The organism is Pseudoalteromonas sp. NFXS39 (assembly GCF_040148775.1).
Classification (GTDB): Bacteria; Pseudomonadota; Gammaproteobacteria; order Enterobacterales; family Alteromonadaceae; genus Pseudoalteromonas; species Pseudoalteromonas apostichopi.
Map to the genome: position 1 here is coordinate 207,132 of NZ_JAGDEC010000003.1, position 25,551 is coordinate 232,682.

The following is a 25,551-nucleotide window of genomic DNA, read 5'->3' on the forward strand; positions in this document are numbered from 1 at the left end:
TATTACCTAGGCTTTTAAAATGAATAAATTAATTACTGTCATCATACCAACGTACAAACGTGCGCATGCATTACCTAAAGCAATCGCAAGTGTACAGGCTCAAAGCTATGAGAACTGGGAAATAGTGATTGTTGATGATAATGATCCTAGTAGCAATGCGCGTGCTCAAACCGAAGCTGTAATGGAACAATATGCTGATGAACAGCGAATTAAATATATTCGCCATAGTGCGAACAAAGGAGCTTGCCAAGCGCGCAATACCGGTGTTGATTTTGCGCAAGGCGAATATGTAGCATTTTTAGATGATGATGATCTGTGGCTACAAACTAAACTTGAACAACAAATTGACGCATTAGAGAAAAGCAATGCAGCTATTTGTTATTCCGATATGTATTTGGAGTATCAAGGTTGGAAAAAGTACTTTGGCTGCCTTGGAGCCAATAACTTATACGAATCGTTACTAAATCAAGGTTATGGTATTTGCACATCAGTCTTATTAATTGCAACGGATGCTATCCGCGATGTTGAAGGCTTTGATAACAGTCTACCAAGCATGCAAGACTATGATTTACTACTACGTTTATCAAAAAAATACCCTGCAATTCACTTAGCCGAAGCACTTATTACGTACCAACTTGCTGATGATGGTATTTCATGTAACCCGGTATCAAAAGCGAATGGTCATCGTGCAATTATAGATAAATACGAGGCAGAGTATCTTCACCTTGGCTTAAATACTGGCTTATCAAGACAGTTCGAAAGTTTGGCAGACTTTGAGTTACGTAGCGGTAACCGAATGATGGCAATAAAAAAATACATCCATGCTTTAAAGTTAAAGTTATTAAACCCACGCGTAATAGTCAAATTACTGGTTGGGGCGGTGTTTGGTAAAAAGCCTCTTGAAGCCTACCTACAACGACGTCAACAACGTACGTCTGTTAATACAAATGCAGCGTCATAAGGATAAATAAAATGCGTGGCATGTATTTAAATTGCGATCCAAAGTCATTACCGGCTTCTTTTGCTGCAATGTCCGACAATAGCAAGCTATATAAATTTCCTGAAAATATAGCCCAAGGTTATTTGATTTACGATACCAATGCTTGGTCGACTGCGCCGATAGAGATATATCAAGAGCAAGTATTTATTGCTTCAGGTTGGTTTATCTATAAACAAAAGTTAAACCCGCTTGATTTACTTGCTAAAGACATTGTTGAACACGGACCAAGCGTATTAAACGATATTTTGGCAGGTGTATTTGTCATTTATTGGAAAAATGGTGAGCAAACTACTTTGCTAACGGATGCACTAGGTTTATCAACTCACTATATCGATAGACTAGCGAGTGAACTTCGTATTGCGCCAAGTGTTAAAGCACTTCTTACTGACAAGCATACATTAAATAATGATATGCAAAGCATTCTTGGTAAAAAGCAGCATTTGTTTGGTAATTTCACGCTTTATAATGAAATTGAGCGCCTACAACCTGGTGCGGCAATTACTTCTGGAACAGAGCAGAGTTACTTTACATTTTATGACGGCAAAGCAATAGAAGACCTTGGAGAGTATGTAAATACATTAACTGAATTCTGGCCTTATGATACTCGCATTTTGCCTTTAAGTAGTGGCCTTGATTCTCGTTATTTATTAGCGAATGGCACTTATAAATATGGTTTTACTTACGGACCCGAAGGTTCGCCAGAGCGCAAAATAGCAGGGCATTACCAGCAAGACTTTGAACACTACCATGCTTTTGATTTTAATGAGCAGCCACTTCATGAACAAGAGCAAGCAATTTTGGACGAAATGGCGTTTGCCACATTAAAGCCTATTAATCGCTTGTATACCAATTATCACTACATTGCAAAGCACTATAACCAAGCCTCTACTTTTTATGACGGTTACTTGGGTGATTTATTTCAGCGCGGCACCTACATTAACTTTAAGGGAAAGCGAGGTGAGCTATTAAAGTTAGTGCCATTTGTTTATCGTTTTATCAACTTTAGCGCACATAAGTTACTTCGGTTACGCTATAAAGAACTGACTAACGGCGAATTTGAGATACTGTGGCAAGATTATAAAGTTAAAACTGCTAACTTAGCATTAAATGATTATCAAAAAGTGACTTACTATGAGTTTGTGTATGGTAGAGGTGGTCGCTATACCGTATTTGGTAGCAATGTATTAGCCGCACAATTTTTTACAATAGTCTCACCATTTGCCTCTCGAATAGTATTTGACTCATTTATTCAACAAGACTATTCACGAGCGGTGTCTTATCGTAATTTAAAGAAAATATGGTCAAAAACAGCTTCAAAGTATAAGAGTCAGGTTGTAGAGTCGGGTTATTCCCCACAGACACCAGCAGCTTTTATACCTTTTATACAGCTAACATACCGATTAATGTTTCACTTTATACCGTCGCGTGCCAACTATGGCGTTAAGCTCAAGCGTATGGAGAAACAAAAGAAGTGAGCGATTTTCGTGTATTACTCTTATCGAACATGGGGCCAAGTAAAAACAAGCCAAATTCAGGGCGGTTTGTTTATAACCAATATGTGAGCTTAAAAAAGCAGGGTAATTGCCATGTTGACTTTTATTATTTAGATCAAGAAGAAAAGTCGGGTATTGCTAAGTTATTGCGTTATCCTTTGTTCTTTTTACGTTTTGTACTTAGCTATATTTTTTCATTTAAAAAGTACGATATCATTCATGTTCATTTTTATTTTCCGAATGTTTTATTAGCTATTGCTTATAAGCTTTTTCGAAATTGGCGAGCAAAAATCGTTGTTACCTTCCATGGTAGCGATATTTATTTGTATCCAACACCTGGGCCTGTTTATCGGTATAGCTCAGGTTTTGTTGATAAGTTTATTTTTGTGAGTGAAAAATTAAAGCAGCGATTTTTTAAGCCTGTTTCTGCAAGTGTGCTAAGTGCGGGTGTGAATGACCTATTTTATGAGCCACAGACAACCGCAATAAAGCATTTCGATTTTGTTTTTGTAGGGAATTTAAATAAAAACAAAGGCATTGATAGGCTCGAAGCAATTTTAGAAAATTTTCAGCGTAAGTTAACGGTAGCGATAGTAGGGTCAGGCGATAGTTCGTTTATAGAGCGTCTCGCTAAAAACGAGAACGTGAGCATTCGTTATTTTGATTACTGCAGTGCACAACAGCTGGTTACAATTTATAACGAAAGTTACATGTTGATTAATTTATCATATAATGAATCATTTGGTTTGGTAATGGCGGAAGCTATGGCGTGTGGGTTACCTGTAATCGCAACGCAGACCGACGGTAGCACCGCGCAAGTACTAAATGGCGAAAATGGCTTTTTAATTCCAAATGACGAAAACGTATGTGTTAACGCAACGTCTGCAATAGAGCAAGTTTTGGACTTATCAGAACAAGACTATTTAACAATGCGCCTCTGTGCAATAAACTCTGCCGCACCATACCAGTTATCCTCTGTAACAGAGGAAGTTTTAAAGATATACGCTAAATTGAGAGTTGATAATGAATAGTGTAAATGTAGGTGGGATTGACGTATTAGCCTACCAATCAATTGATGAACTTATTGATACTTCAATTTTAGTACCTGAGGGCGTAAAGCCAGGTGTTGCAGTTGCAATAAACCCTGAAAAGGTAATGGCAGCGAATATTGATCAACAGGTTATGAGCACATTGCAACAAGCTACTTTGAGATACCCAGACGGTATTGGTGTGTCTTATGTAATGTCAAAGCGATTAAAACAGCCTGTGGCGCGCATTCCTGGTTGTGAGCTTTGGGAGCGTTTAATGTTACGTTCTGCAGAGAATAATGTGCCAGTATTTTTATTAGGCGCAAAAGAATCTGTGGTGCTTGAAGCTTATAGCAAATTGCTAGCGCAAGGCGTAAATGTTGTTGGTTATCGAAACGGTTATTTTTCTGCTAGCGAAGAGCAGCAAGTTATTGAAGAAATAGCCAGCTCAGGAGCAAAGCTTGTAAGTGTTGCTCTAGGGTCGCCTCGTCAAGAGTTATTTATTTTTGAGTGTCAGAAGTCGTGCCCAACTACCTTTTTTATGGGAGTAGGTGGCACTTATGACGTGTTTACCGAAAATGTAAAACGAGCACCTGCCGCTTTTAGAGCCGTAAACTTAGAGTGGCTCTACAGATTATTAAGCCAGCCAACAAGGATATTGAGGCAAAGTAACTTAATTAAGTATTTTTATTACTACCTTACAAAAAAAGTTTAAAGTTGCCCAGGGCTGGGTTTTTACAAAAGTTAATTTAAATTAGGGGTTTAAATGTTATTTAAAACTGTATCAGTCGTTGGGCTTGGCTATATAGGCTTACCAACTGCAGCTGTTATTGCATCACGCGGAATTAATGTTATTGGGGTTGATGTAAGCCAACATGCTGTAGATACAATTAATGCAGGGAATGTGCATATTGTTGAACCAGACCTTGATATGGTGGTACGCAGCGCAGTTAAAGCCGGTAATTTAAAGGCAGTAACAAAACCAGAAAAAGCAGAAGCATTTATGGTGGCTGTTCCAACCCCTTTTAAAGAAGACTACCAAGCAGATTTGAGCTACATAGAAGCTGCAGCAAAAGCAATAGCGCCAGTACTCGAAAAAGGCAATTTAGTTATTTTAGAGTCAACTTCACCTGTTGGGGCAACAGAAGAGCTTGCAAACTGGTTAGCCGAAGCACGCCCAGACCTAACTTTTCCACAAACCGCTGGTAACGAAGCTGATATAAACATTGCACATTGCCCTGAGCGTGTATTGCCAGGTCACGTTTTGCGTGAACTTGTAGAGAATGATCGCGTTATAGGCGGTATGTCGGAAGAGTGCTCGAAAAAAGCAGTTGCCTTGTATAAAACCTTTGTTGTGGGTGAATGTTTACTAACAAACGCCAGAACAGCAGAGATGGCAAAGCTAACAGAAAACTCATTTCGCGATGTAAATATTGCGTTTGCAAACGAGCTATCAATGATATGCGATAAGTTAGATATTAATGTTTGGGAGCTTATAAAACTTGCAAATCGTCACCCGCGAGTAAACATTTTAAACCCAGGCCCTGGTGTGGGTGGTCACTGCATTGCTGTTGATCCATGGTTTATTGTTAGTTCTGCGCCAGAAACTGCAAAACTAATACGTCAGGCTCGTGAAGTTAACGACGCAAAGCCTCATTATGTTTTAAAGCAAATAACTGATGCAGCTGATCAATTTAAAAAGCCAGTGATAGCGTGTTTAGGCATTGCATTTAAAGCTGATATTGATGATTTACGCGAGAGCCCTGCACTCGATATTACCAAAATGCTAGCACAAAACAATGAAGCAGAAGTGCTAGTTGTTGAACCAAATATCAACGAGCTACCAGAAGCTCTAGCAGCGTTAGGCGTTAAATTGGTTTCAATTGAAGAAGCGCTTGAGCGAAGTAATACACTAGCAGTGTTGGTTGATCATAAAGAATTTAAGGCCATACCTGCAGAGCAAGTAGCCAGAAAAGTGGTTGTTGATAGCCGCGGAATTTTTTAACTCAATAAGTAGATTTAGTAAGCCTGCCATTTTTGGCAGGCTTTTGTGTTTAGGATAATAGATGAAAGTTTTAACCGTATTTGGTACCCGCCCCGAAGCAATTAAAATGGCGCCGTTAGTTCTTGCGCTTGAAAACGATGCAAGAATTGAAGCTAAAGTGTGTGTAACAGCACAGCACCGAGAAATGCTTGACCAAGTACTGGATCTTTTTCAAATAACGCCAGATTATGACTTAAACATAATGAAAGCAGGGCAAGATTTATACGATATTACGAGTAAGATCTTACTTGGCTTACGTGATGTGCTTGATGAGTTTAAACCTGACTGGGTGCTTGTTCATGGCGATACAACCACGACATTTGCAGCATCAATGGCCGCGTTTTACAAGCAAATTAAAGTAGGTCATGTAGAAGCAGGTTTACGCACAGGTAATTTGTATAGCCCATGGCCAGAAGAAGCAAATCGTACCTTAACAGGTGTACTAACAGCTAAACATTTTGCCCCTACGCAAGCGTCTGCCGATAACTTATTACGTGAACACGTATCAAAAAACGCTATTTTTGTAACGGGTAACACGGTAATAGATGCATTACTGCAAGTTAAAAATAACGTACTGCCAAAAGTAGATGTGCAACAACAATTAACCGAAAAATTTGCAGATATTCTTGATAAACCTTATGTACTTATTACAGGTCATCGTCGCGAAAGCTTTGGTGGTGGGTTTGAGCGAATTTGCCAATCAATTTCGTCGCTGGCCTCAAAATACCCTGATTATAATTTTGTGTACCCTGTGCATTTAAACCCAAATGTACAAGAGCCAGTTAAGCGTTTGCTTGCAGATAAAAGCAATGTAAAACTTATCGACCCACAAGACTACTTGCCATTTGTGTTTTTGATGAACCAAGCATATTTAATTTTAACAGACTCAGGTGGCGTACAAGAAGAAGCGCCAAGTTTAGGCAAACCAGTGTTAGTAATGCGTGATACTACAGAACGCCCAGAAGCGGTAGCTGCAGGTACCGTTAAGTTAGTAGGCACAGACACCGATAAAATTATAAACGCGGTGAGTGAGCTAATTGATAATAAAGAAACATATACACAAATGAGCTTTGCACATAACCCATACGGTGATGGAAAAGCGTGCGAACGTATCATTGAGGGTTTATTTACCAGTTAAATATTTTTTAGCTGGTCTAAAGGCGAACAGAACAGCAATTATCAGTGAAATTAGAGCTGCTTGTTAGCATAACTACTTAGCTAACAAGCAGTTTTGTTATGGGTTATATTAAAACCGCTTTTAGAAACAAAACCAAGCTTGAAATATAGCGAGCCGCCTGTATAATGCCCCTACTTAAGGATGTTCCAATGTAAATGGATAGTAATGCAAAGTTGCTAATTTACGAATAAACAAGTCATAAAAGTCTTCGACTTTAATTACTCCTAAAAAGAACTCCATATAAATTGTAAACCTCATACTGCTAATGCGTTCTAATCGCCACTTTAGTGGTCAGGTTTATGTATAAAAATAGCTATGTTTAGCCTTGATTCAAGGCCTTGTTAACTTGCGTATAACAAGCCGTCATGCTTTAATTGATCAGCTTTAAAATAAGTAAGTGTAAACTTATATAATAATCTTTTAGGAAGAAGAATGGCGTTCAAATTTAAACTCCTTGCAGCATCTTTATCTCTCCTCTCTGTAAGTGCATGTACAATCATACCAGGTAGTCATTACGAAGGTATAAACTCAGGGTCTCAAGTAGAAAACTTAGAAAAAGATCTAGAAAAAGTAAACATTCAAGTTATTGATTCCTCTTTGATTAATATTCAAAAGCGTGAAACCAAAAAAGTTAATACCAGTAATACGCAAGGTATTGATACATCTGATTACCAATATCGTTTAGGGGTAGGTGACGTTCTAACAATTGGTGTATGGGATCATCCAGAATTAACCATTCCTGCGGCTGTACAACGTACGGCAGAGTTTGATGGTTTTCGTGTAGCAGAAGATGGCACAATCACTTATGCCTATGCTCCTAAAATACCAGCAGCAGGGCGCACTGTTGCCGAAGTGCGCGAAGACCTTGTAAAGCGCTTAAGCCGAGTAATCGAAAACCCACAAGTTGATATAAAAATAGTTGGTTTTAGAAGTCAAAAAACTTATGTAACAGGCGAAGTAGAAAACCCTGGTGTATACCCAATTACAGAAATTCCGCTCACAATTATAGACGTTTTAAACAACGCGGGTGGTATTACAGAGCGCGCCGATTGGCGTGAAGTAACCTACACCTCGGGTAATAAAACAGAAATAATTCGCCTTGATGACTTTTATAGTTATGGTGATATTTCGCAAAACCGGTTATTAAAACATGGTGATATTGTGCATGTTAGCCGTAACGACAAACACCAAGTATATGTATTGGGCGATGTAATTAAAGCTGGCACCGTAGATATTGACCGCTATGGCTTAAACCTAGCACAAGCATTAAGCGACACGGGCGGTATTAGAGAAGCAACCGCCGATGCAAACGGCATTTTTGTACTGCGTAAACGCGACTTAGCCAAAGATGGTGTAATTGCAGATGTGTACCAATTACATGCTAAAAATGTAGCTGCACTGGTTTTAGCAGAGCAATTTGAACTTAAACCGCACGATATTGTATATGTAACCGCTGCACCTCTTGCACGCTGGAACCGCGTAATCAGTTTATTGCTACCATCTATTTCTACGGTTGACTCAATTAACGATGTAGCCAATACAAACTAAGGATAAGTATGTTTGACTCAGTATTAGTAGTGTGTGCTGGCAACATTTGCCGAAGCCCAACTGCAGAGTATGTACTTAAAAGTAAGTTACAAAACAAAGGGATTACTGTTACTTCAGCTGGTTTAACTGCATTAGAAGGTAAACCAGCCGATGCTACTGCTCAGCAAATTGCTGAGCAGCATGGCATTAACATGGCAGAGCACCGTGGCCAACAAATTAATTCAGCATTAGTACAGAACAACAGCGTTATTTTAGTAATGGAACAACGTCATCTAACTGACTTATGCACGCGTTACCCTCAAGCAAGAGGTAAAACGTTTTTGTTAGGCAAATGGTTAAACGACGCCGAGATCCCCGACCCATATCGTCAAAGCTTAGAAGCATTTACCCATGTTTATGAGCTAATAGACAGCGCATGTAGCGCTTGGCAAAAGTATTTATAAGGAAACTGCATTAATGAATGCTCAGCCTTCAACGCTAAATAAAAGTAACCGACCAACACAAATTAGCCAGCAAGAGTCGCAAGAGATAGACCTAATGGCGCTATTGGGTGCTTTACTCGACCGTAAATTATTTATTATGGCCATTACCGGTGTGTTTATGATGCTGGGTGTTATTTATGCTTTGTATGCAGCACCTGTTTACCAAGCTACCGCCATGATACAGGTAGAAGACAACAGCGCCACGGTACCGGGCTTTGATGACATGAGCGGCATGTTCGAAAGTACCTCGGCAGCAGTAACCGAAATAGAGCTATTAAAATCGCGCTCTGTTATTGGCGAGGCAGTCGATAAACTAAACCTAGATACGGTAGTTAAACCTAAATTGTTCCCATTAATTGGTAACCGTGCCTACAGAAGCTTTAAACCAAGCTCACCAGGTGAACTAGCTGAGCCGAGCTTTGGCGCAAGCTCGTATGCTTGGGGTGGCGAAAGCATTGACGTATTTAGGTTTGATGTACCTAGCTTTAATATTGGTTCTGAGTTTGTTGTTGTCGCCCAGCAAAATAACCAATTAGAATTGTTAAACGAAGAGGGCGAAACAGTATTAACAGGCCCTGTTGGGCAAGAGCTTACTAACGGTGTTATTGAGCTAACGGTACGTAGTTTAAATGCACGCCCGGGTACCGAGTTTATAATTACCAAACGTGACCGCTTAAATACCATTTTAGACTTACAAACAGCTATAGGTGCCAGCGAAAAAGGTAAAGACTCAGGTATTATTGATTTAACTTTACAAGATACTGATTTTAAATACGCCGAGAAAGTACTTGAGCAGGTGGCGGGTATATACGTACGCCGCAATGTAGAGCGCAACAGTGCAGAGGCACAAAAGTCACTTGAGTTTTTAGAAATACAATTACCTGAGGTTAAAAAACAGCTTGAGTATGCCGAAAAGCGCTTTAACGATTACCAAATTAAGCAGAAATCAGTAAATATTACGCTAGAAACACAAGGTGTACTTGATCAAATTGTACAGCTAGAAACTAAATTACAAGAACTAGAATTGCAACGCTTGGAGCTTAGTCGTAAATTTAAAAAAGGCCACCCTGCTTACCAAGGTATACTTGAGCAAATTAAAGCTGTAAAAAAACAAAAAGACGACTTAACTGGCGAAGTAACTAACTTACCATCTACCCAGCAAGAGTTGTTACGCTTAACGCGGGATGTAGAGGTAAGCAACCAGATATACACTATGTTACTTGCTAAAACTCAAGAGCTCGATATTGTGCGTGCAGGTACCGTAGGTAATGTTCGTATTATTGACCACGCTGAGGTAAATACATCAAAACCGGTTAAACCTAAAAAAGCGCTAATAGTGGTTATGGCGACTATGCTTGGTGGCATGCTTGCAGTTGCAATTGTGTTAGTGCAAAAAGCACTGCATAAAGGGATTGAAGACCCAAGCGAAATAGAAGCTATGGGTTTACCTGTTTATGCAAGCGTACCGTATTCTGACCATCAGGATAAGTTGGTATCGTTTGGTAAATTAAAAAATAAAAAAGCGACCCAGGCAAATACGATATTAGCGGTTGAAAACCCTGCTGACTTAGCAATTGAAGCACTACGTAGCCTACGTACTAGCTTACACTTTGCGATGATGGAGGCAAAAAACAACGTTATTGCGATATCTGGCCCAAGCCCAGGTGTGGGTAAGTCATTTATATCGGTTAACTTAGCAACCGTATTAGCGCAAAGCGATAAAAAGGTGCTAATAATCGATGCAGATATGCGTAAAGGTTACTTACAAAAAGCCTTTAACGAAAAATGGGAAAACGGCTTAAGTGATTTTTTATCGGGCCGATTAGAGCTTAAAAATGTAATTAAACAAACCACAGTGGCAAACTTACATTTAATTACTCGCGGTCAAGTACCACCAAACCCATCTGAGCTATTAATGCATGAGCGCTTCTCAAAATTAGTAGACACCATTAAAGAGCATTACGACTTAATAATTATAGATACGCCACCTATTTTAGCAGTAACAGACCCTGCAATAGTGAGTGCCCATGCAGGTAGCACTTTACTAGTAACTCGCTTTGGGCAAAACCATGTACGTGAGCTTGAACTTACGCGTAACCGTTTTGAACAAAATGGTATAGATGTAAAAGGCGTGGTATTTAACGGCGTACTTAAAAAAGCCAGCAATGCATATGGGTATTATGGGTATTACAACTATGAATATAAATAGGGATAGAAGTAGTTCTTAATTGGTTGCTTTTTAGATAGCGTGGAATAATTAATTACAAAAAAATGGTTACATTCGGTTGGCTCAAAATGAAAAACGTGTCTCAGTAGAGTATTTAGTACCAAGACATTTTTTAAATTCAGAGAGTAAGGCTGGGTAATGTAGCCTTTACATGGAAAATATAAAGTATAAAAAGGCTTTTATTGTGAAAATTTTAGTAACCGGCGGCGCTGGTTTTATTGGTAGTGCGGTTATTCGACATATCCTTGCAAACACTCAAGATCATGTAATTAACGTTGATGCGCTAACTTATGCTGGTAATCTGAAGTCTCTTAGTATTATTCAAGAGTCCGAACGTTATTTTTTTGAACATGTGAATGTATGTGACCGCTCGGAATTAGAGCGAGTATTTAATACTCATAAACCAGATTTAGTAATGCATTTAGCAGCTGAGTCTCATGTTGATCGCTCAATTACTGGCCCTACTGAATTTATTCAAACAAACATCGTAGGAACTTACACTTTGCTTGAGGTTGCTAGAAAATATTGGAGTCAACTGGGTACTGATAAGCAAGCATCATTCAGATTTCACCATATTTCAACAGATGAGGTGTATGGAGATTTGCCACATCCTGATGAAGTTGTGGATGGAGAATTGCCATTATTTACTGAACAAACATCGTATGAGCCTAGCAGTCCCTATTCAGCAAGTAAGGCATCAAGTGATCACTTAGTACGTGCTTGGTTACGTACATATGGTTTACCAACGATCGTGACCAATTGTTCAAATAACTATGGACCTTACCATTTCCCTGAAAAGTTGATCCCTTTAGTCATTTTGAATGCTCTAGATGGTAAAGAATTACCAATATATGGTAAAGGTGATCAGATCCGTGATTGGTTATATGTTGAAGATCATGCCCGTGCACTTTATAAAGTTGTTACTAAAGGTGTCGTCGGTGAAACATACAATATTGGTGGTCACAACGAAAAGCAAAACATTGAAGTAATAAAAACTATTTGTAGCATTTTAGATGAATTGGTACCTAAACAGGCTAAATACTCAGAGCAAATTACTTTTGTATCTGACAGACCAGGTCATGATAGAAGGTATGCAATTGATTCTAGTAAAATGCAAGCTGAATTAGATTGGGTTCCTGAAGAAACATTTGAAACAGGCTTACGTAAGACAGTTCAGTGGTACTTAGAAAACCGTGAATGGTGTGAGGATGTGCAAAGTGGTTCATATCAGCGAGAGCGTTTAGGCGAAATAAAAGGTAAATAGTAATATGAAAGGAATTATATTAGCCGGTGGATCTGGCACGCGATTGTATCCACTTACACGTGGAGTTTCTAAGCAGTTACTGCCAGTTTATGATAAACCAATGATTTATTATCCACTTTCGACGCTTATGTTAGCGGGAATTCGAGAGGTATTAATAATTACAACTCCTGAAGATAACGATAGCTTTAAACGCTTATTGGGTAATGGCTCTGATTTTGGTATCAGTCTTACCTATGCCGTGCAGCCTTCTCCAGATGGGCTGGCACAAGCATTTCTCATCGGTGAAGAATTTATTGGTAATGATTCTGTTTGCTTGGTTTTAGGCGACAACATTTTTTACGGCCAATCATTTAGCAAAACATTAAAAAATGCGGCAGAGCGTGAATCAGGCGCAACGGTATTTGGTTATCAAGTTAAGGATCCTGAAAGATTCGGTGTTGTTGATTTTGATGAAAATATGAAGGCAATCTCAATTGAAGAGAAGCCAAAGCATCCTAAATCAAATTATGCCGTTACGGGACTCTATTTTTACGATAATCGAGTAGTTGAGTTTGCTAAACAGGTAACTCCATCAGAAAGGGGCGAATTAGAAATTACCTCTTTGAATGATATGTATTTGAAAGATGGATCACTCAATGTAGAGCTTTTAGGTCGCGGTTTTGCTTGGTTAGATACAGGTACGCATGAAAGCCTACATGAAGCATCTTCATTTGTAGAAACAATTGAGCATGTTCAAGGTTTAAAAGTGGCTTGTTTAGAAGAGATTGCCCTAAGAAATGGGTGGCTATCAAAAGAAAAGGTACTTGAGATGGCTAAACCTATGTTGAAAAATGAATATGGGCAATACCTTCAACAACTTGCATCTGAGAAATAAAAATGAAGATATTGATTACCGGTAAAAATGGTCAAGTTGGTCAATGTTTAAAATTAGCATTGCAGGCATTCCCAAATGTCGATGTGCTAGCATATGGCCGCGAAGAATTAGATATTACAAATAACCATGCCGTTCAGGAAGTCGTAAGTCGCTATAAGCCTAATGTTATTATCAATGCAGCTGCTTATACCGCTGTAGATAAAGCTGAATCGGAGCAAAGCTTAGCGTTTGATATTAATGCTACTGGTCCAAAAAACCTTGCTATGGCGGCAAATGATATAGGTTCAAGTATTATCCATATATCAACTGACTATGTATTTGCGGGTAATCATGTTGACGAATACAAAGAAGCAGAAGAAACTTCTCCAAAAAGTGTGTATGGTCAAAGCAAGCTTGCTGGTGAAGTCGCTGTAGCAGAAGCATGCGAAAGGCATGTTATTATCAGAACTTCTTGGGTGTTTTCAGAGTTTGGTAATAATTTTGTCAAAACGATGCTTCGCTTGGCTAAATCAAATAATTCCCTAAATATTGTAGGTGATCAATTCGGTGGGCCAACCTATGCGGGCGATATTGCGAGTGCGATACTTCAGATTGCCTTTTCGCTTTACAACGGCAATGATGCTTACGGTATTTATCATTTTTCAGGTTACCCGACGGTCAACTGGGCTGATTTTGCACAGGCTATTTTCCAGCAGGCACATACTAAAGGGCTTTTTGAATCGGCTGTTGTGGTTAATTCTATATCAACAGAACAGTACCCAACGCCTGCTAGCAGACCAAAAAATTCACGTTTAAATTGCGATAAAATTTACAGTGAATTTAATGTTTCCGCAAGCAATTGGCAGGCAGCTCTTAAGAACATAAGCAAATACCAAAAAGAAATCGAACAATGAAAATAATTGATACGTTAATTCCGGATGTAAAAATATTAGAGCCAAAGGTTTTTGGTGATGACCGAGGTTTTTTCATGGAAACATTCCGTGATACCTGGTTCAGAGAAAACGTGGCAGATGTTAACTTTGTTCAAGATAATCACTCAAAATCTAAACAGGGTATTTTGCGTGGTTTACATTATCAGACAGAGAACACACAAGGTAAATTGGTTCGAGTTACATCTGGTGAGGTTTTTGATGTAGCTGTAGATGTTCGCAAAAATTCCCCAACTTTCGGACAGTGGGTTGGGGAATATTTATCTGCAGAAAACAAACGTCAGTTATGGATACCAGCTGGTTTTGCACATGGTTTTTATGTAACTAGTGAATCAGCTGAGTTTGTATATAAGTGTACAGACTATTATAACCCTCATGCCGAGATATCGATTGCTTGGGATGATTCTGATTTAGACATTCACTGGCCCTTAAAAGGGGCTTCTTTAATGCTATCCCAAAAAGATCGCGAGGGCCTAAACTTCAGGTCGATTCGTTTAGAAAATGAAATGTAGGGTCTTGAGTTGAATAAGCTAAAGATTATATCAATATCACAAAGTATTATAATTAAACTAGTGATGAATTTTGGCTTGTTCTTCTTATTAGCTAAACAACTTGAATTAGGTGAATTTGTAAATGTATCTTTTTGCTTGTCATTGGCTTCACTTTTATTAGTTTTATCGGAGTTTGGACAAAGAAATAGTATTCTTGTTTCTAGTGAAATGACAGTTCAAGCGAGTTTGTCGAAAGCAATGAAGATATTTGTAGTTAATTCATTGGCTTCATTTCTAGTTTACCTAATAATAGTTGGTGTTGATTTAAACGGAAGTTATTTTACTGCTATATTGATTTTCTTTTATAGCTTTGTTTTGAGCTTTAGTGAATTGTTAGCTATTTGTGCAAGAGTTACCAGTAAACACAAGTTTGAACTAAAGTTCAGCTATTTAAGTTTTCTTGCAACCGCTTTGGTGCTTGTTTTTTCTTTTGTGTTCGAGCAAGGTGTTTTTACAATACTCTATATTATAATATTTAGAGTTATGTTGTTATTTGCTTTAATTAAAAGTATAGGCCTAGCTTTGAAGATGGAAAGTACTTCCTATTTTTCATTAATTAGAAAAGAGTTTACATTTGCAATAGACTCGGTGGCGTCATCAATGTATGGACCCTTAGAGCTAACAATATCGAAAGTATTTTTATCACCATTACAATATGCAACTTTCCAAGTGTGTCAAAAATTTTGTCAGGCTTCATTTGTGTTAATTCAATCTCTTAGTAATGTATATATACCTATAATATCGAAGGAACAGAAACTTAATTGGGTGTATGTGTTTGTTTCGATCTCTCTTGGTGGTACTTGCTCAATAATTCTGTATTTTGGAATGGAGTTTTTTTTGGGACTAATATTAGATAATGTTGATGATTACAAAATTATTCCATTTTATATTTCATTATATGTTTTTTTACGTTATGTTGCGGCTGCTTTAGGTAGTCACTTATTGGCATTTGGATATAAAGGATTGAGAGTTTTTGTAAGTATAACTCTGATTTTTAATTACTTGATTGCTATAGCTTATTTTAATCCAAGCAGCTCTAATGACGCTTTTGTCATATCGTCTGTAATATTTTCAATCTCAGTTGTATTGTACTTTTTAGTGATGGTGTATCGTGGATTTAATATACAAAATAAGAAGGTTTATTGAAAGAAAGAATGACTTAGAGTCACTTGTGAAGAGGGAGTATTTCAAAGATAAATATAATATTGATATAGGGCTTTATAGTTATGGTTGTTTCGATATAAAAAGAATACCTAATAATACAAAGATTGGTCGTTACTGCTCATTTTCTAATAGCTGTTACATATTAAATGGAAACCATGGGCTTCAATATATTTCACTACACCCATATTTATACAACACATCGCTTGGTATTGTCTCGGAAGAGAAAATACAGAGGACTGAATTAGTCGTAGAGGATGATGTGTGGGTTGGACATAACGTAATAATCACTCCATCAGTCGAGTTTATAGGTCGTGGTGCTGTTATAGCTGCTGGTGCTGTAGTTACAAAAAATGTCGAAGCATATTCGATAGTTGGGGGGAACCCAGCAAAACTTATTAGATACCGATTTAATGCAGAGACTATAGAAAAAATAGAATCTACAAAATGGTGGACAATGGACAAAAATAAATTTTCTAGCATAATTATATCAGGCATGGCATATGAACCAGAAAAAATTTCAACGTAGTATCGAAGTGGCTTTGCTGTGGCATAGCTTAGACTCTGACAATTTGGGAGTTGGGGCTTTAGCTATTGGGCATATATACTTAATTAGTAGTGTTGCGAAAGAAGCGGGTTATGAAGTTAAGTTTACAACCGTTGGGACACCTAATTCAGATGGAAAAAACGCAAGGGTTGAAGTTGAGCGTATAGTGGGCCATAAAATAGAGCATGTTGTATATTCTCCAAGAAAGATTATTTCAAGTATAAAGAAACTTAAACTTGATAAACTAGGGTTGTTTAATAAGTTTGATGTCGTTTTTGATATTGGGGAGGGTGATAGTTTTACTGATATTTATGGAACATCAAGGTTTTTAAGGTTGTTTTTTTCAAAGCTCCATGTGCTTGTAAATAAAAGACCTCTTATAATAGCTCCCCAAACTATAGGGCCTTTTAAAAAAAGAAAAAGCAGCTTAATGGCTAAATTTATCTTAAAAAATGCAAGTAAAGTATTTATTAGAGATATAAAATCAAGAGATGTTTTTCAGAGTTTACTTCCTAATTCTAAGTCTATTCAAGTAATTGATGTTGCGTTTGCAATGCCATTTACAAAAAATATTGAGATTGCCTCACAAACAGTAGGTATTAATGTATCTGGGCTATTGTTTAATGGAGGTTACACTGGTGGCAACCAATTTGGTCTGAAAGATGATTATCCTGAGTTTATTGAGGAACTGATTCGTTATTTTGTTGAAGAAACTGCTTATAATGTCGAGTTGGTATCCCATGTAATATCAGATGAGCAAGCTCTTGAAGATGATTATAGAGCCTGCGTTCATTTAGCTAAGATGTTCAATGATGTAAAAGTAGCTCCTAAATTTAATAATCCAATCGAAGCAAAATCTTATATTTCAGGCTACTCACTATTTCTTGGCTCGCGGATGCACGCAACTATTGCAGCTTTTTCAACTAGCGTTCCAGTAATCCCTTTAGCATATAGTAGAAAGTTTGACGGTTTGTTTAGAACATTAGGCTATGAACATAGTTTAGATTTAAAAGAGCTAACGAAAGAATCTTTAATGTCGGAAATAAAAGACAAAATTTCAAAAAATGAAAGTTTGGCATTGGACTTAAATCTTGCAATTAAAACAGCTAATAATTATCTGAATGAATACAAAAGAGGTTTACTGGAGGTATTGGAGCTTTCTTATGAAAACAATAAGTGAGGTGATTAGTTCTGGTATGTGTATTGGATGTGGAGCTTGTAATATTTATTCAAAATTCAATGCAATGCAGTATGACAGTGACGGGTTCTTAATACCGCAAGACATCCATACAACGAATATAGCTGACTTTTGTCCTGGTATTGAAACTAAACCTTTAAAAGGTAATTTTACTCATAACTTATGGGGAAATGTTGAGTGCTCACTAACAGGTTTCTCTAAAAGTGATGAGGTTAGACACAAAGGTTCTTCAGGAGGAGTATTAACTCAGCTCGCAATATACTTATTAGAGACAGGAAAAGTGAGTGGGGTTCTTCATGTTGGTGTTTCAGACAGTGATGGTGTAACAAACAAAACATACATTAGTAATGATGCAAAAAGTGTTATAGCTAGGGCTGGTAGTCGGTATTCGCCATCATCTGTTTTGAGTTCTCTTAAAAATTTAATCGATGCGGATGGCACTTATCTAGTTATTGGAAGACCATGTGATATTAGCGCTATCCGAGCTATGATGGAAAAGGATAGGCGACTTGCGGATAAAGTTTATATGTTAGCATCCTTTTTCTGTGCTGGAACACCGAGCCAAAATGCAACACAAGATCTTATCGCAATGTTCACTCTTAACCCTGATGAAGTTAGCCATATTTCGTATCGTGGCAAAGGGTGGCCAGGTAAGACAGAAATAAAAACGCAAGATTCTACTTACCAATTAGACTATGAAGAATCGTGGGGTAATGTATTAAATAAAAAGCTTCATACTCGTTGTAAAATTTGTGCTGATGGTGTGGGTCAATCTGCTGATATCGTTTGTGCGGATGCTTGGGAAAGTGACGAAAGGGGGTATCCTCTTTTTAATGAAAGTAAGGGGAGAAGCTTAATACTTGCTCGAAGCACGTTTGGAAAAGCGGTTCTGAATCAAATGATAAGCGCGGAAGTTCTGGATGTAAAAGACTATTGCTTAGATAATTTAGAGAAAATACAACCATATCAAGTTAACAGAAAACGTAACATATTTGCTAGAACTTTAGCATTTAAAGTGTTAGGGAAGTATGTAGTAAAACAAGGTGGTTATAGCATTTATAGGAATGCGTATGAGAATGGTTTTTATAAAACATGCTCAAATTTCTATGGGATGTTTAAGCGTTTAATAGGCAAAGCTAAAGGTATATGAATGTGAGTTATGTACTTACGGTAATATTTTTAATTCAAATTCAATTTCTCAACATGGCTATTCCAGGAAGGTTTAGTCATGTTGTTATTACATTGTTTGTATTTATTCTTATTTTCATATTTAAAAAAAAATTAAACTTTTCGGAAAGAAAGCTTTTAATAATTTCGGTGCTTGTTCTTTTATATGGTTTTATAGTTTCTGCAGTAGGCTTTTTAAGCTACTCAGTTTCTAAAACTAACCTTTTTTATTTGTCTGACTCTGTTGTGGCGCTAATATATTTAACTATTTTTATTGTTACTCCCGCTATAATTTATTTTCAATTCAGTAGTTTAAATGTTGAAAGATTTTGTTATTTAATTCTTTTTTTACACAGTGTCACTTTAATTTCCGCGATACTGCAAGTTTTAAACTTGTTTCCAAATGAAACTATTCTTAATGCTAATGATGTATATGTTTATGGAAGAATTTCTATTTTAGATAAAGAACCCTCCGTAGCTAGTTATAGGCTTTTTTTTCTTTTGTGGTTAGTTTTTTTTATTAAGCAGTCTTTTTATTCATCTAGTTTTAAATTTTATAGTTTGTATTCTTTTGTTTATATGATTTTGCTGGTTTTTTCTATTGTCAGCGTGAAATCTAAACTTGTTGTACTACTCATACCTATAATATTAGTGGTAGCTACATTTCATTACTTTTTTTCTAAAAGAAAAATTAGTTTCAAAAAGTTGTTGCTCTTTGTTTTTATTTTTTCATTCTTTTTATATTTTGTAACTGAAAGTGACTACTTTAACTATGCTGTACAGTATACATTTGTTCATTCAGATGGTTCTTTCTCTACTCGTGCATTAGTTGCAATTGAAAGTGTGAGGATGCTTTTATTTAATCCGTTTGGTGTGGGTATGAGTTATCCTCTTTATCTTCAGGAGTATATAGAAAACTCTAGCTTGCTTAGCTATTTTTATAACAGCGAAATTAAATCCTACGTTGATACCAGTACTTACAGTACGCTTATTTCTCCAAAAAGCTTTTTGTTGACTTCTTTACTGATTTTGGGATTTCCATTTGTTTTTTTAGTCATTTTAATAGTTAGAAACATTGTTAAGCTTTCCATTAATACAAACTGTTTTTTTATTAATTTAGCTTTTATGTGGTTTTCTATATTTTATATGGTGGTTTCTGATTTTAATATTCAACCGCTATTATATTTCTCAATTTATATGGTTATAATTAAAAGTTATGAAAGAAAAAACTATTGTTAAAAGAAAGATCTTCATATCCCTGGTTAATTACAAAGCTGTGGATTTGACAATTAATTGTATAGAGTCAATTTGTAATTCATTGCAGAGCTGTAATGTTTTTGTAAGTGTAAATATTTATTGTTGTGATGTTAGCGAGGATGAAAGTAAGACATTTAAAGAGACGAATTTAAGATTGCACAAGTTAGGATTTAAAGCATTGTGCGGCGATGAGTTCATGTATCAAAAAAATGGCCGTAGTGTTTTTTTTAATCATCATAGAAAACCTAATTTGGGGTTTGGGTATGGTAATAATAGGAATTTTGAAAAAATAAAAGCCGAAGCTTCTGAAAACGATATCATATGGATTTTGAATAATGACACATTGATAGGTGTCCACTCTCTCTCTGAAATAGAAGCTGCTTTTAAGCTAGATGATAGTGTGATTTACGGATGTACTTTAATTAAGGAAAGTACAGGTAAAATTCAATGTTTAGGTGGTACTAATGAAATTACTTGGCGTAGTCAAGGTAGTCTAATTGCTGAAAATGAGGCGATTGAGAGTGTTTTAGATAGCTACTCTGATATTAATGGATATGTAAATGGGGCTTCTATGCTTATGACATACGATACTCTATCTCAAGTCAAAGGGTTTGATGAGTCTTATTTTATGTGGTGTGAGGAAGTTGATTTTTGTCTCCGTGCTAAGTCTTTAAATATATTATTCAAAAATATTTGTAAAGCACATATTGTACACAGGGTTGGAGGTAGCTCTGAGGGTAATAATATAAAATATTTTCTTGGAAGAAGTAGTGATAGAAATACATTGCCGAGGTTTATAATTAGATATTATTATAATTATAGAAATAGGATTTATCTAACACGGAAGTTTTTTCCTAATAAGCTAATTTTCTCTTTAATGTACCTTGCAAGTGATGCGGTAACTAAATCTGTTGGTGTTATGTTGTATGATGATAAAAAATTAATGCGCTTATTTCTACTCCTGAAAGCATTTAATGATGGGGTGAGGAATAAACTAGGAAAAACTATTGAACCCCAGGATTACAATGAGTAATAATATTTTTTTTGAGTTAAATAGCTACCATGATGAAGTTTTATATGGACTTGTTGGAGAGTTAGGAGGCGAAGGGGATTGTGTGATAGTAAACCCAAATTTAACACAATCAGATTTAATCGAAGATTTAAAGTCGACTTATGATGTGAGGTTATCAAAAAGCTTTCTCCATGTATTGTCAATTTTAATAAAAAATAGACGGTCATCTAAAAATGCTATATTTAACACGCTTGAGACTCCCAAGGCATTGTTTTATTACGTTTGTTGCTTTTTTTTGGGGTATAATCTTAGTTTTGTTTCGCATAATTTCGACACATTTTTAGATTTTGGTGGAACCGTGAAATTAAAGAAAAAGATATTTAGAAATATATTTGGTAACTTTATTATTAAAAGTAGCTATAAAATCTATGTTTTATCACCAGGGGTTAAGGCCTGGCTTTTAAATGATGAGTATATTTCTAGAGGTTGCTTGGTAGGTAAGTTGGAGCTGCTTTCCTGTAAAAATCTTTTAAATTTTATAGCGGATGGTTTGGATTTTGAAAGGAAAGAACAAAATTATTATGTTGTAGTTGGAAGTGTTGATTACTCAAAAAGGAATTATGAATCAATAATTGATTTTGTAAAAGGTAAAAGTGTCAAAGTGCGTATTCTTGGTGATATAAATCGTTTAAATGGTATTGAATTTATAGAAGAAGTACGTGCATTAGGAATAGAAGATAAGTTTGTATTTCATGACGGGCGTTTAAGTTATAAAGATATGCTAACACAGGCCTTTTACTCGAAAGGAATTTTAATGTCTACTAATAGAGGCGAATACGGTAAAGTGAAGGTATCAGCTAGTGAAGTGTTTTCTCTGGGACTTAACATTGAGTGTGTAGAGGTTTAAATGAAAATACTATATATAGCTTATGAAAATGTTTTTTCTACAGGTATTCTTCAAGCGCAAGTTATAACTCAGTTTGAATTTATAAACAGGAAATACAATGTAAGTTACGATTTAATATCAACATTAAAAGTGGAAGAGTCAAAAGATCCATTATATATAAAGAATAGAAATGAGACATTTGACCGTGTTGGAGCGTTTGTTAACATTCATGAGTTCTCTAAAACTGTGTCAAAAACCCAGTCCGTAATATCTTTTATTATAGATAGTTTCAAGATATTAAGAAGTTCTTTATATCTTGCTAAGGAAGTTGATATTATCCATGCAAGAAGTTATGGAGGAGGAATGTTGGCATATGTCCTGTCTTCAATATTAAGAAAGCCCTTCATATTTGATATGAGAGGTATTCTTCCTGAGGAAACAGTCCAAGTTGGTAAAATTAAAAATGGATCTTTTAAATATAAATTGCTTAAATTTTGTGAGCGTTTGTTGATAAATAAAGCAAGCTCTGTTTTTACTGTATCAAATAATTTTTCATCATATTTGCTAAGCAACTTTTCGATTGAAAAAAATAAAATATTTAATATCAGTAATCCAACTGTTTATGATAATTCCGTTTCCTTAAATAAGAGAACTGATATCGTCAACTTTTTATATAGTGGTTCATGCCAAGAATGGCACTGCCCAAAAGAAACTTTGCTTTTATTCAATCAGTTAAGAAAAAAATATCGGGATAAGGTTTTTTTAAGGATATGTTCGGCGGATGATGAGAAGTTTATAAAATTAGCAGATGAAGTTGGTTTACCTAAAGATTCTTTTTCAATATCTAGAGTTCCTTTTATTGAAATGAAAGATGTTTATAAAGAGGCGCATATTGGTTTTTGCTTTAGAAGGAAAGGTCTAACATCTCTTGTTAGTTGCCCCGTTAAATTTGCTGAATATATTTCATCCGGTATCTATGTAGTCTCTAATAAAGGTGTAAGTGATTTTGATGTTTTGTATCGAGATAATCCAGGGGTTGGCCTGATATATGACGAATTGTCAGATAATATGGATACCAGAGATCTCGAATTATACGTCGATAAGATTTTATCTGGTGGAGTCGATTTTAAGGCTTTGCATATACCTGAATTCGATTGGGATTATATGTCTGAACAGGTTTATAAGCAATATAAAAAAATATTAGGTGCTGACCTATGATTTATATATCTGTTGTATCTCATGGCCATTTTGATGTCATTAATAGAATTAACACACTCCCAAGTTTGGCTTTTAATGGAATTAAAGTTTTAGTTGTTGATAATATTGGTGAAGTTGCATTGAAGCTCTATTGTGAAAAGTATAATTTATGTTACTTTTTTGATGGTAAAAGAAGAGGTTTTGGTGCTAATAATAATTTAGCTTTTGATTATTTTTCTGATAAATTTGACCTTGGTTCTGAAGATAGTTTTATTTGTCTCAATCCAGATATAATAGTCTCCGCAGATTCAATTTTTCGCTTAGTTTATTTTTCTCAAGAAAGTAAATCAAAACTTTCTACTTTGAACTTGTATTTAGATGATAATTACGAAGATTGCGATCAATGTATAAGGAAGTTTCCTACCTTTAGTGATTTTTTTTACTCTTTCATCGGCTATAAGAATGACTATATTATAAATAAGAATGATATACTTGATAGCAAGCTTTATGTGGATTGGTGTGCTGGTTCGTTTTTATGTTTCAATGTCAACGCTTATGAAGATTTGAAAGGGTTTGATGAACGTTATTTCATGTATTGTGAAGACATAGATATATGTTATCGATTCTATAAAAAATTTAACGAAAAAGTGCTTTTTTTTAAAGACATTAAAGGGATACACTTGCGAGGCTTAGAAAATCGTAAGGTTTTTTCTCGTCATTTTTATTGGCACTTAAAGAGTATAATCAGGTTTGTTATGATGAGCCGTCGTTTTTTCAAAAGAACTCTATTTTAGCTTTTTATATTTTAATGGCTGTTTATCTTATTTTCGGAAGTTTGGTTAAGTTTTTAAATGCTGTATCTATTGTTTTAAATTTCAATTTATTATGTCATCTATATATGTTTTTCTAGGTTTTAGGGTTGTAGGTTTTGTGTTCGTCATTTGAGTTTTTATTGGATTGTTTTAAGCGAAATTAGTTTAAATATATTATGCAAGGTTTTTATAATGATTTTACCAGTAATAATGGCAGGTGGCTCAGGCACCCGTTTATGGCCGCTATCTCGCGGTAATTACCCGAAGCAATTTTTAAAGTTAAGTGGTGACTTTACGATGTTGCAAAGCACACTAAGTCGTTTGAATGGGATATTACATTCACCTGCTTTGGTTATTTGTAATGAAGAGCACCGCTTTATTGCTGCAGAGCAAGTTCGTCAATTAGGTGCAGAACATGGCGGTATTTTTTTAGAGCCAGTAGGACGTAACACGGCACCTGCAATAGCCCTAGCTGCTTTTAAAGCGATTGAAAATGAGCAAGACCCACTGTTACTAGTTCTTGCTGCAGACCATGTAATTGAAGATTCAGCAGCATTTCAGGCTAGTGTCAATAAAGCAGCTGCATTAGCAAATCAAGATAAACTAGTGACATTTGGCATTGTCGGTAATAGCCCTGAAACAGGTTATGGCTATATCAAACGTGGTGAAGCGGTAGAGCATGGTTATGTTGTTGACAGTTTCGTTGAAAAGCCAAACCTAGACACAGCCAAACAGTATATTGAAAGCGGTGATTACTACTGGAATAGTGGTATGTTTCTATTTAAAGCAAGCCGCTATCTAGAAGAATTAAAAGCATTCCGCCCAGATATCTATGCAGCTTGCGAAAAAGCCATTGCAGTACAAAGCAGCGATATGGACTTTATTCGCGTAGATAAAGCTGCTTTTGAAGCCTGCCCAGATGAGTCGGTTGACTATGCTGTAATGGAGCACACAAAAGATGCAGTTGTTGTGCCTATGGATGCTGGTTGGAGCGATGTAGGTGGTTTTGCTGCCCTTTGGGAAGTGTCTTCACAAGATGAAAATGGCAATGCTTTTAAAGGTGATGTAAAAGCGGTAGATACAAAGAATACGCTTGTATTTGGTGAAGACAAACTTGTTGCAACAGTAGGTGTTGAAGACCTAGTAATTGTAAATACGAAAGACGCTATTTTAGTTGCCCATAAAGATAAATCACAAGAAGTTAAAGCGATTGTAAATCAGCTGAAAGCTGAAGAGCGCTCTGAAGTTACTTTCCATCGTGAAGTGTATCGACCATGGGGAAAATATGACTCAGTTGATAATGGTGAGCGCTTCCAAGTAAAACGTATAACTGTAAAACCAGGTGCTAAGTTGTCGGTACAAATGCACCACCACCGCGCAGAGCATTGGATTGTAGTATCGGGGACGGCAAAAGTACAAATTGATGATACAGAGCAATATGTAACAGAAAATGAATCTGTTTATATTCCAATTACAGCGGTTCATGCGTTAGAAAACCCTGGTAAAGTTGACTTAGAGTTAATCGAAGTGCAATCGGGTTCGTACTTAGGTGAAGATGATATCGTGCGTTTTGAAGACCGTTATGGTCGAGTGAAATAAGGCAAACTCGAGATATTAGATGTAGATAAACATAATAGATGGCTGTTATCAGGTTTTTAGCTGTCAGTCGTCAGTTTTACAGCTAGTACAACTTACTT

The 25,551-nt window shown here is 36.3% G+C and carries 23 protein-coding genes; all 23 read left to right on the forward strand.

The annotated features are described in order from the left end of the window. Window positions 1–19 precede the first annotated feature (19 nt). The 23 genes from J3455_RS07145 to J3455_RS07255 all read left to right on the forward strand — a co-directional run bounded on the left by J3455_RS07145 (window position 20) and on the right by J3455_RS07255 (window position 25,453). Complete coding sequence (locus tag J3455_RS07145) at window positions 20–961, forward strand: glycosyltransferase family 2 protein (RefSeq protein WP_130050470.1); 942 nt, start codon at window positions 20–22, stop codon at window positions 959–961. 11 nt (window positions 962–972) lie between these two features. After that, window positions 973–2,475, forward strand: coding sequence for a hypothetical protein (locus J3455_RS07150; protein WP_349561420.1), 1,503 nt, complete (start codon window positions 973–975; stop codon window positions 2,473–2,475). Continuing rightward, the gene (locus J3455_RS07155; RefSeq protein WP_130050472.1) at window positions 2,472–3,524 is read left to right on the forward strand and encodes a glycosyltransferase family 4 protein; all 1,053 of its coding nucleotides are present in this window, start codon (window positions 2,472–2,474) and stop codon (window positions 3,522–3,524) included. The genes J3455_RS07150 and J3455_RS07155 overlap by 4 nt, the downstream gene beginning before the upstream one ends. After that, complete coding sequence (locus tag J3455_RS07160; RefSeq protein WP_130050473.1) at window positions 3,517–4,236, forward strand: WecB/TagA/CpsF family glycosyltransferase; 720 nt, start codon at window positions 3,517–3,519, stop codon at window positions 4,234–4,236. The genes J3455_RS07155 and J3455_RS07160 overlap by 8 nt, the downstream gene beginning before the upstream one ends. Before the next feature lie 51 nt (window positions 4,237–4,287). Further along, window positions 4,288–5,526 carry a UDP-N-acetyl-D-mannosamine dehydrogenase gene (wecC, locus tag J3455_RS07165; RefSeq protein ID WP_130050474.1) on the forward strand — a complete coding sequence of 413 codons (1,239 nt, stop codon included), beginning with the start codon at window positions 4,288–4,290 and terminating at the stop codon, window positions 5,524–5,526. A 61-nt stretch (window positions 5,527–5,587) separates the two neighbouring features. Next, window positions 5,588–6,703 carry a non-hydrolyzing UDP-N-acetylglucosamine 2-epimerase gene (gene wecB / locus J3455_RS07170; RefSeq protein ID WP_130050475.1) on the forward strand — a complete coding sequence of 372 codons (1,116 nt, stop codon included), beginning with the start codon at window positions 5,588–5,590 and terminating at the stop codon, window positions 6,701–6,703. Between the two features lie 471 nt (window positions 6,704–7,174). Beyond that, entirely contained in the window at window positions 7,175–8,290 is a 1,116-nt protein-coding gene (locus J3455_RS07175) for a polysaccharide export protein (protein WP_130050476.1), read from the forward strand. Between the two features lie 8 nt (window positions 8,291–8,298). Beyond that, window positions 8,299–8,733: a low molecular weight protein-tyrosine-phosphatase gene (locus J3455_RS07180; RefSeq protein ID WP_130050477.1), complete on the forward strand. Its 435-nt coding sequence runs from the start codon at window positions 8,299–8,301 to the stop codon at window positions 8,731–8,733. A gap of 13 nt (window positions 8,734–8,746) precedes the next feature. Continuing rightward, the gene (locus tag J3455_RS07185; protein WP_130050478.1) at window positions 8,747–10,981 is read left to right on the forward strand and encodes a polysaccharide biosynthesis tyrosine autokinase; all 2,235 of its coding nucleotides are present in this window, start codon (window positions 8,747–8,749) and stop codon (window positions 10,979–10,981) included. A 202-nt stretch (window positions 10,982–11,183) separates the two neighbouring features. Further along, window positions 11,184–12,263 carry a dTDP-glucose 4,6-dehydratase gene (gene rfbB, locus J3455_RS07190; protein ID WP_349561421.1) on the forward strand — a complete coding sequence of 360 codons (1,080 nt, stop codon included), beginning with the start codon at window positions 11,184–11,186 and terminating at the stop codon, window positions 12,261–12,263. A gap of 4 nt (window positions 12,264–12,267) precedes the next feature. Beyond that, window positions 12,268–13,137, forward strand: coding sequence for a glucose-1-phosphate thymidylyltransferase RfbA (gene rfbA / locus J3455_RS07195; RefSeq protein ID WP_130050480.1), 870 nt, complete (start codon window positions 12,268–12,270; stop codon window positions 13,135–13,137). Window positions 13,138–13,139: 2 nt separating this feature from the next. Then, window positions 13,140–14,030, forward strand: a complete 891-nt coding sequence (gene rfbD, locus J3455_RS07200; protein ID WP_130050481.1) for a dTDP-4-dehydrorhamnose reductase — start codon at window positions 13,140–13,142, stop codon at window positions 14,028–14,030. Next, on the forward strand, window positions 14,027–14,578 hold the full coding sequence (rfbC, locus tag J3455_RS07205) for a dTDP-4-dehydrorhamnose 3,5-epimerase (RefSeq protein WP_130050482.1): 552 nt from the start codon (window positions 14,027–14,029) through the stop codon (window positions 14,576–14,578). Before rfbD ends, rfbC begins: the two co-directional genes overlap by 4 nt. 9 nt (window positions 14,579–14,587) lie before the next feature. Then, on the forward strand, window positions 14,588–15,763 hold the full coding sequence (locus J3455_RS07210) for a hypothetical protein (RefSeq protein WP_349561422.1): 1,176 nt from the start codon (window positions 14,588–14,590) through the stop codon (window positions 15,761–15,763). After that, entirely contained in the window at window positions 15,729–16,307 is a 579-nt protein-coding gene (locus J3455_RS07215; protein ID WP_168990001.1) for a CatB-related O-acetyltransferase, read from the forward strand. The genes J3455_RS07210 and J3455_RS07215 overlap by 35 nt, the downstream gene beginning before the upstream one ends. Beyond that, complete coding sequence (locus J3455_RS07220; RefSeq protein WP_130050485.1) at window positions 16,282–17,505, forward strand: polysaccharide pyruvyl transferase family protein; 1,224 nt, start codon at window positions 16,282–16,284, stop codon at window positions 17,503–17,505. The genes J3455_RS07215 and J3455_RS07220 overlap by 26 nt, the downstream gene beginning before the upstream one ends. Beyond that, entirely contained in the window at window positions 17,489–18,673 is a 1,185-nt protein-coding gene (locus tag J3455_RS07225; RefSeq protein ID WP_349561423.1) for a Coenzyme F420 hydrogenase/dehydrogenase, beta subunit C-terminal domain, read from the forward strand. Before J3455_RS07220 ends, J3455_RS07225 begins: the two co-directional genes overlap by 17 nt. Before the next feature lie 2 nt (window positions 18,674–18,675). Then, window positions 18,676–19,929, forward strand: coding sequence for a hypothetical protein (locus J3455_RS07230; RefSeq protein WP_349561424.1), 1,254 nt, complete (start codon window positions 18,676–18,678; stop codon window positions 19,927–19,929). Next, entirely contained in the window at window positions 19,907–20,980 is a 1,074-nt protein-coding gene (locus J3455_RS07235; RefSeq protein ID WP_349561425.1) for a glycosyltransferase family 2 protein, read from the forward strand. The genes J3455_RS07230 and J3455_RS07235 overlap by 23 nt, the downstream gene beginning before the upstream one ends. After that, window positions 20,973–21,866 carry a hypothetical protein gene (locus J3455_RS07240; protein ID WP_130050489.1) on the forward strand — a complete coding sequence of 298 codons (894 nt, stop codon included), beginning with the start codon at window positions 20,973–20,975 and terminating at the stop codon, window positions 21,864–21,866. The genes J3455_RS07235 and J3455_RS07240 overlap by 8 nt, the downstream gene beginning before the upstream one ends. Beyond that, window positions 21,867–23,063 (forward strand): glycosyltransferase family protein, encoded by a 1,197-nt coding sequence (locus tag J3455_RS07245; protein ID WP_130050490.1) that lies wholly within the window; start codon window positions 21,867–21,869, stop codon window positions 23,061–23,063. Then, a complete protein-coding gene (locus J3455_RS07250) occupies window positions 23,060–23,836 on the forward strand; it encodes a glycosyltransferase family protein (RefSeq protein ID WP_130050491.1) in 777 nt (258 codons plus the stop codon). Before J3455_RS07245 ends, J3455_RS07250 begins: the two co-directional genes overlap by 4 nt. 210 nt (window positions 23,837–24,046) lie before the next feature. Beyond that, entirely contained in the window at window positions 24,047–25,453 is a 1,407-nt protein-coding gene (locus J3455_RS07255) for a mannose-1-phosphate guanylyltransferase/mannose-6-phosphate isomerase (RefSeq protein WP_130050492.1), read from the forward strand. Window positions 25,454–25,551 lie beyond the last annotated feature (98 nt).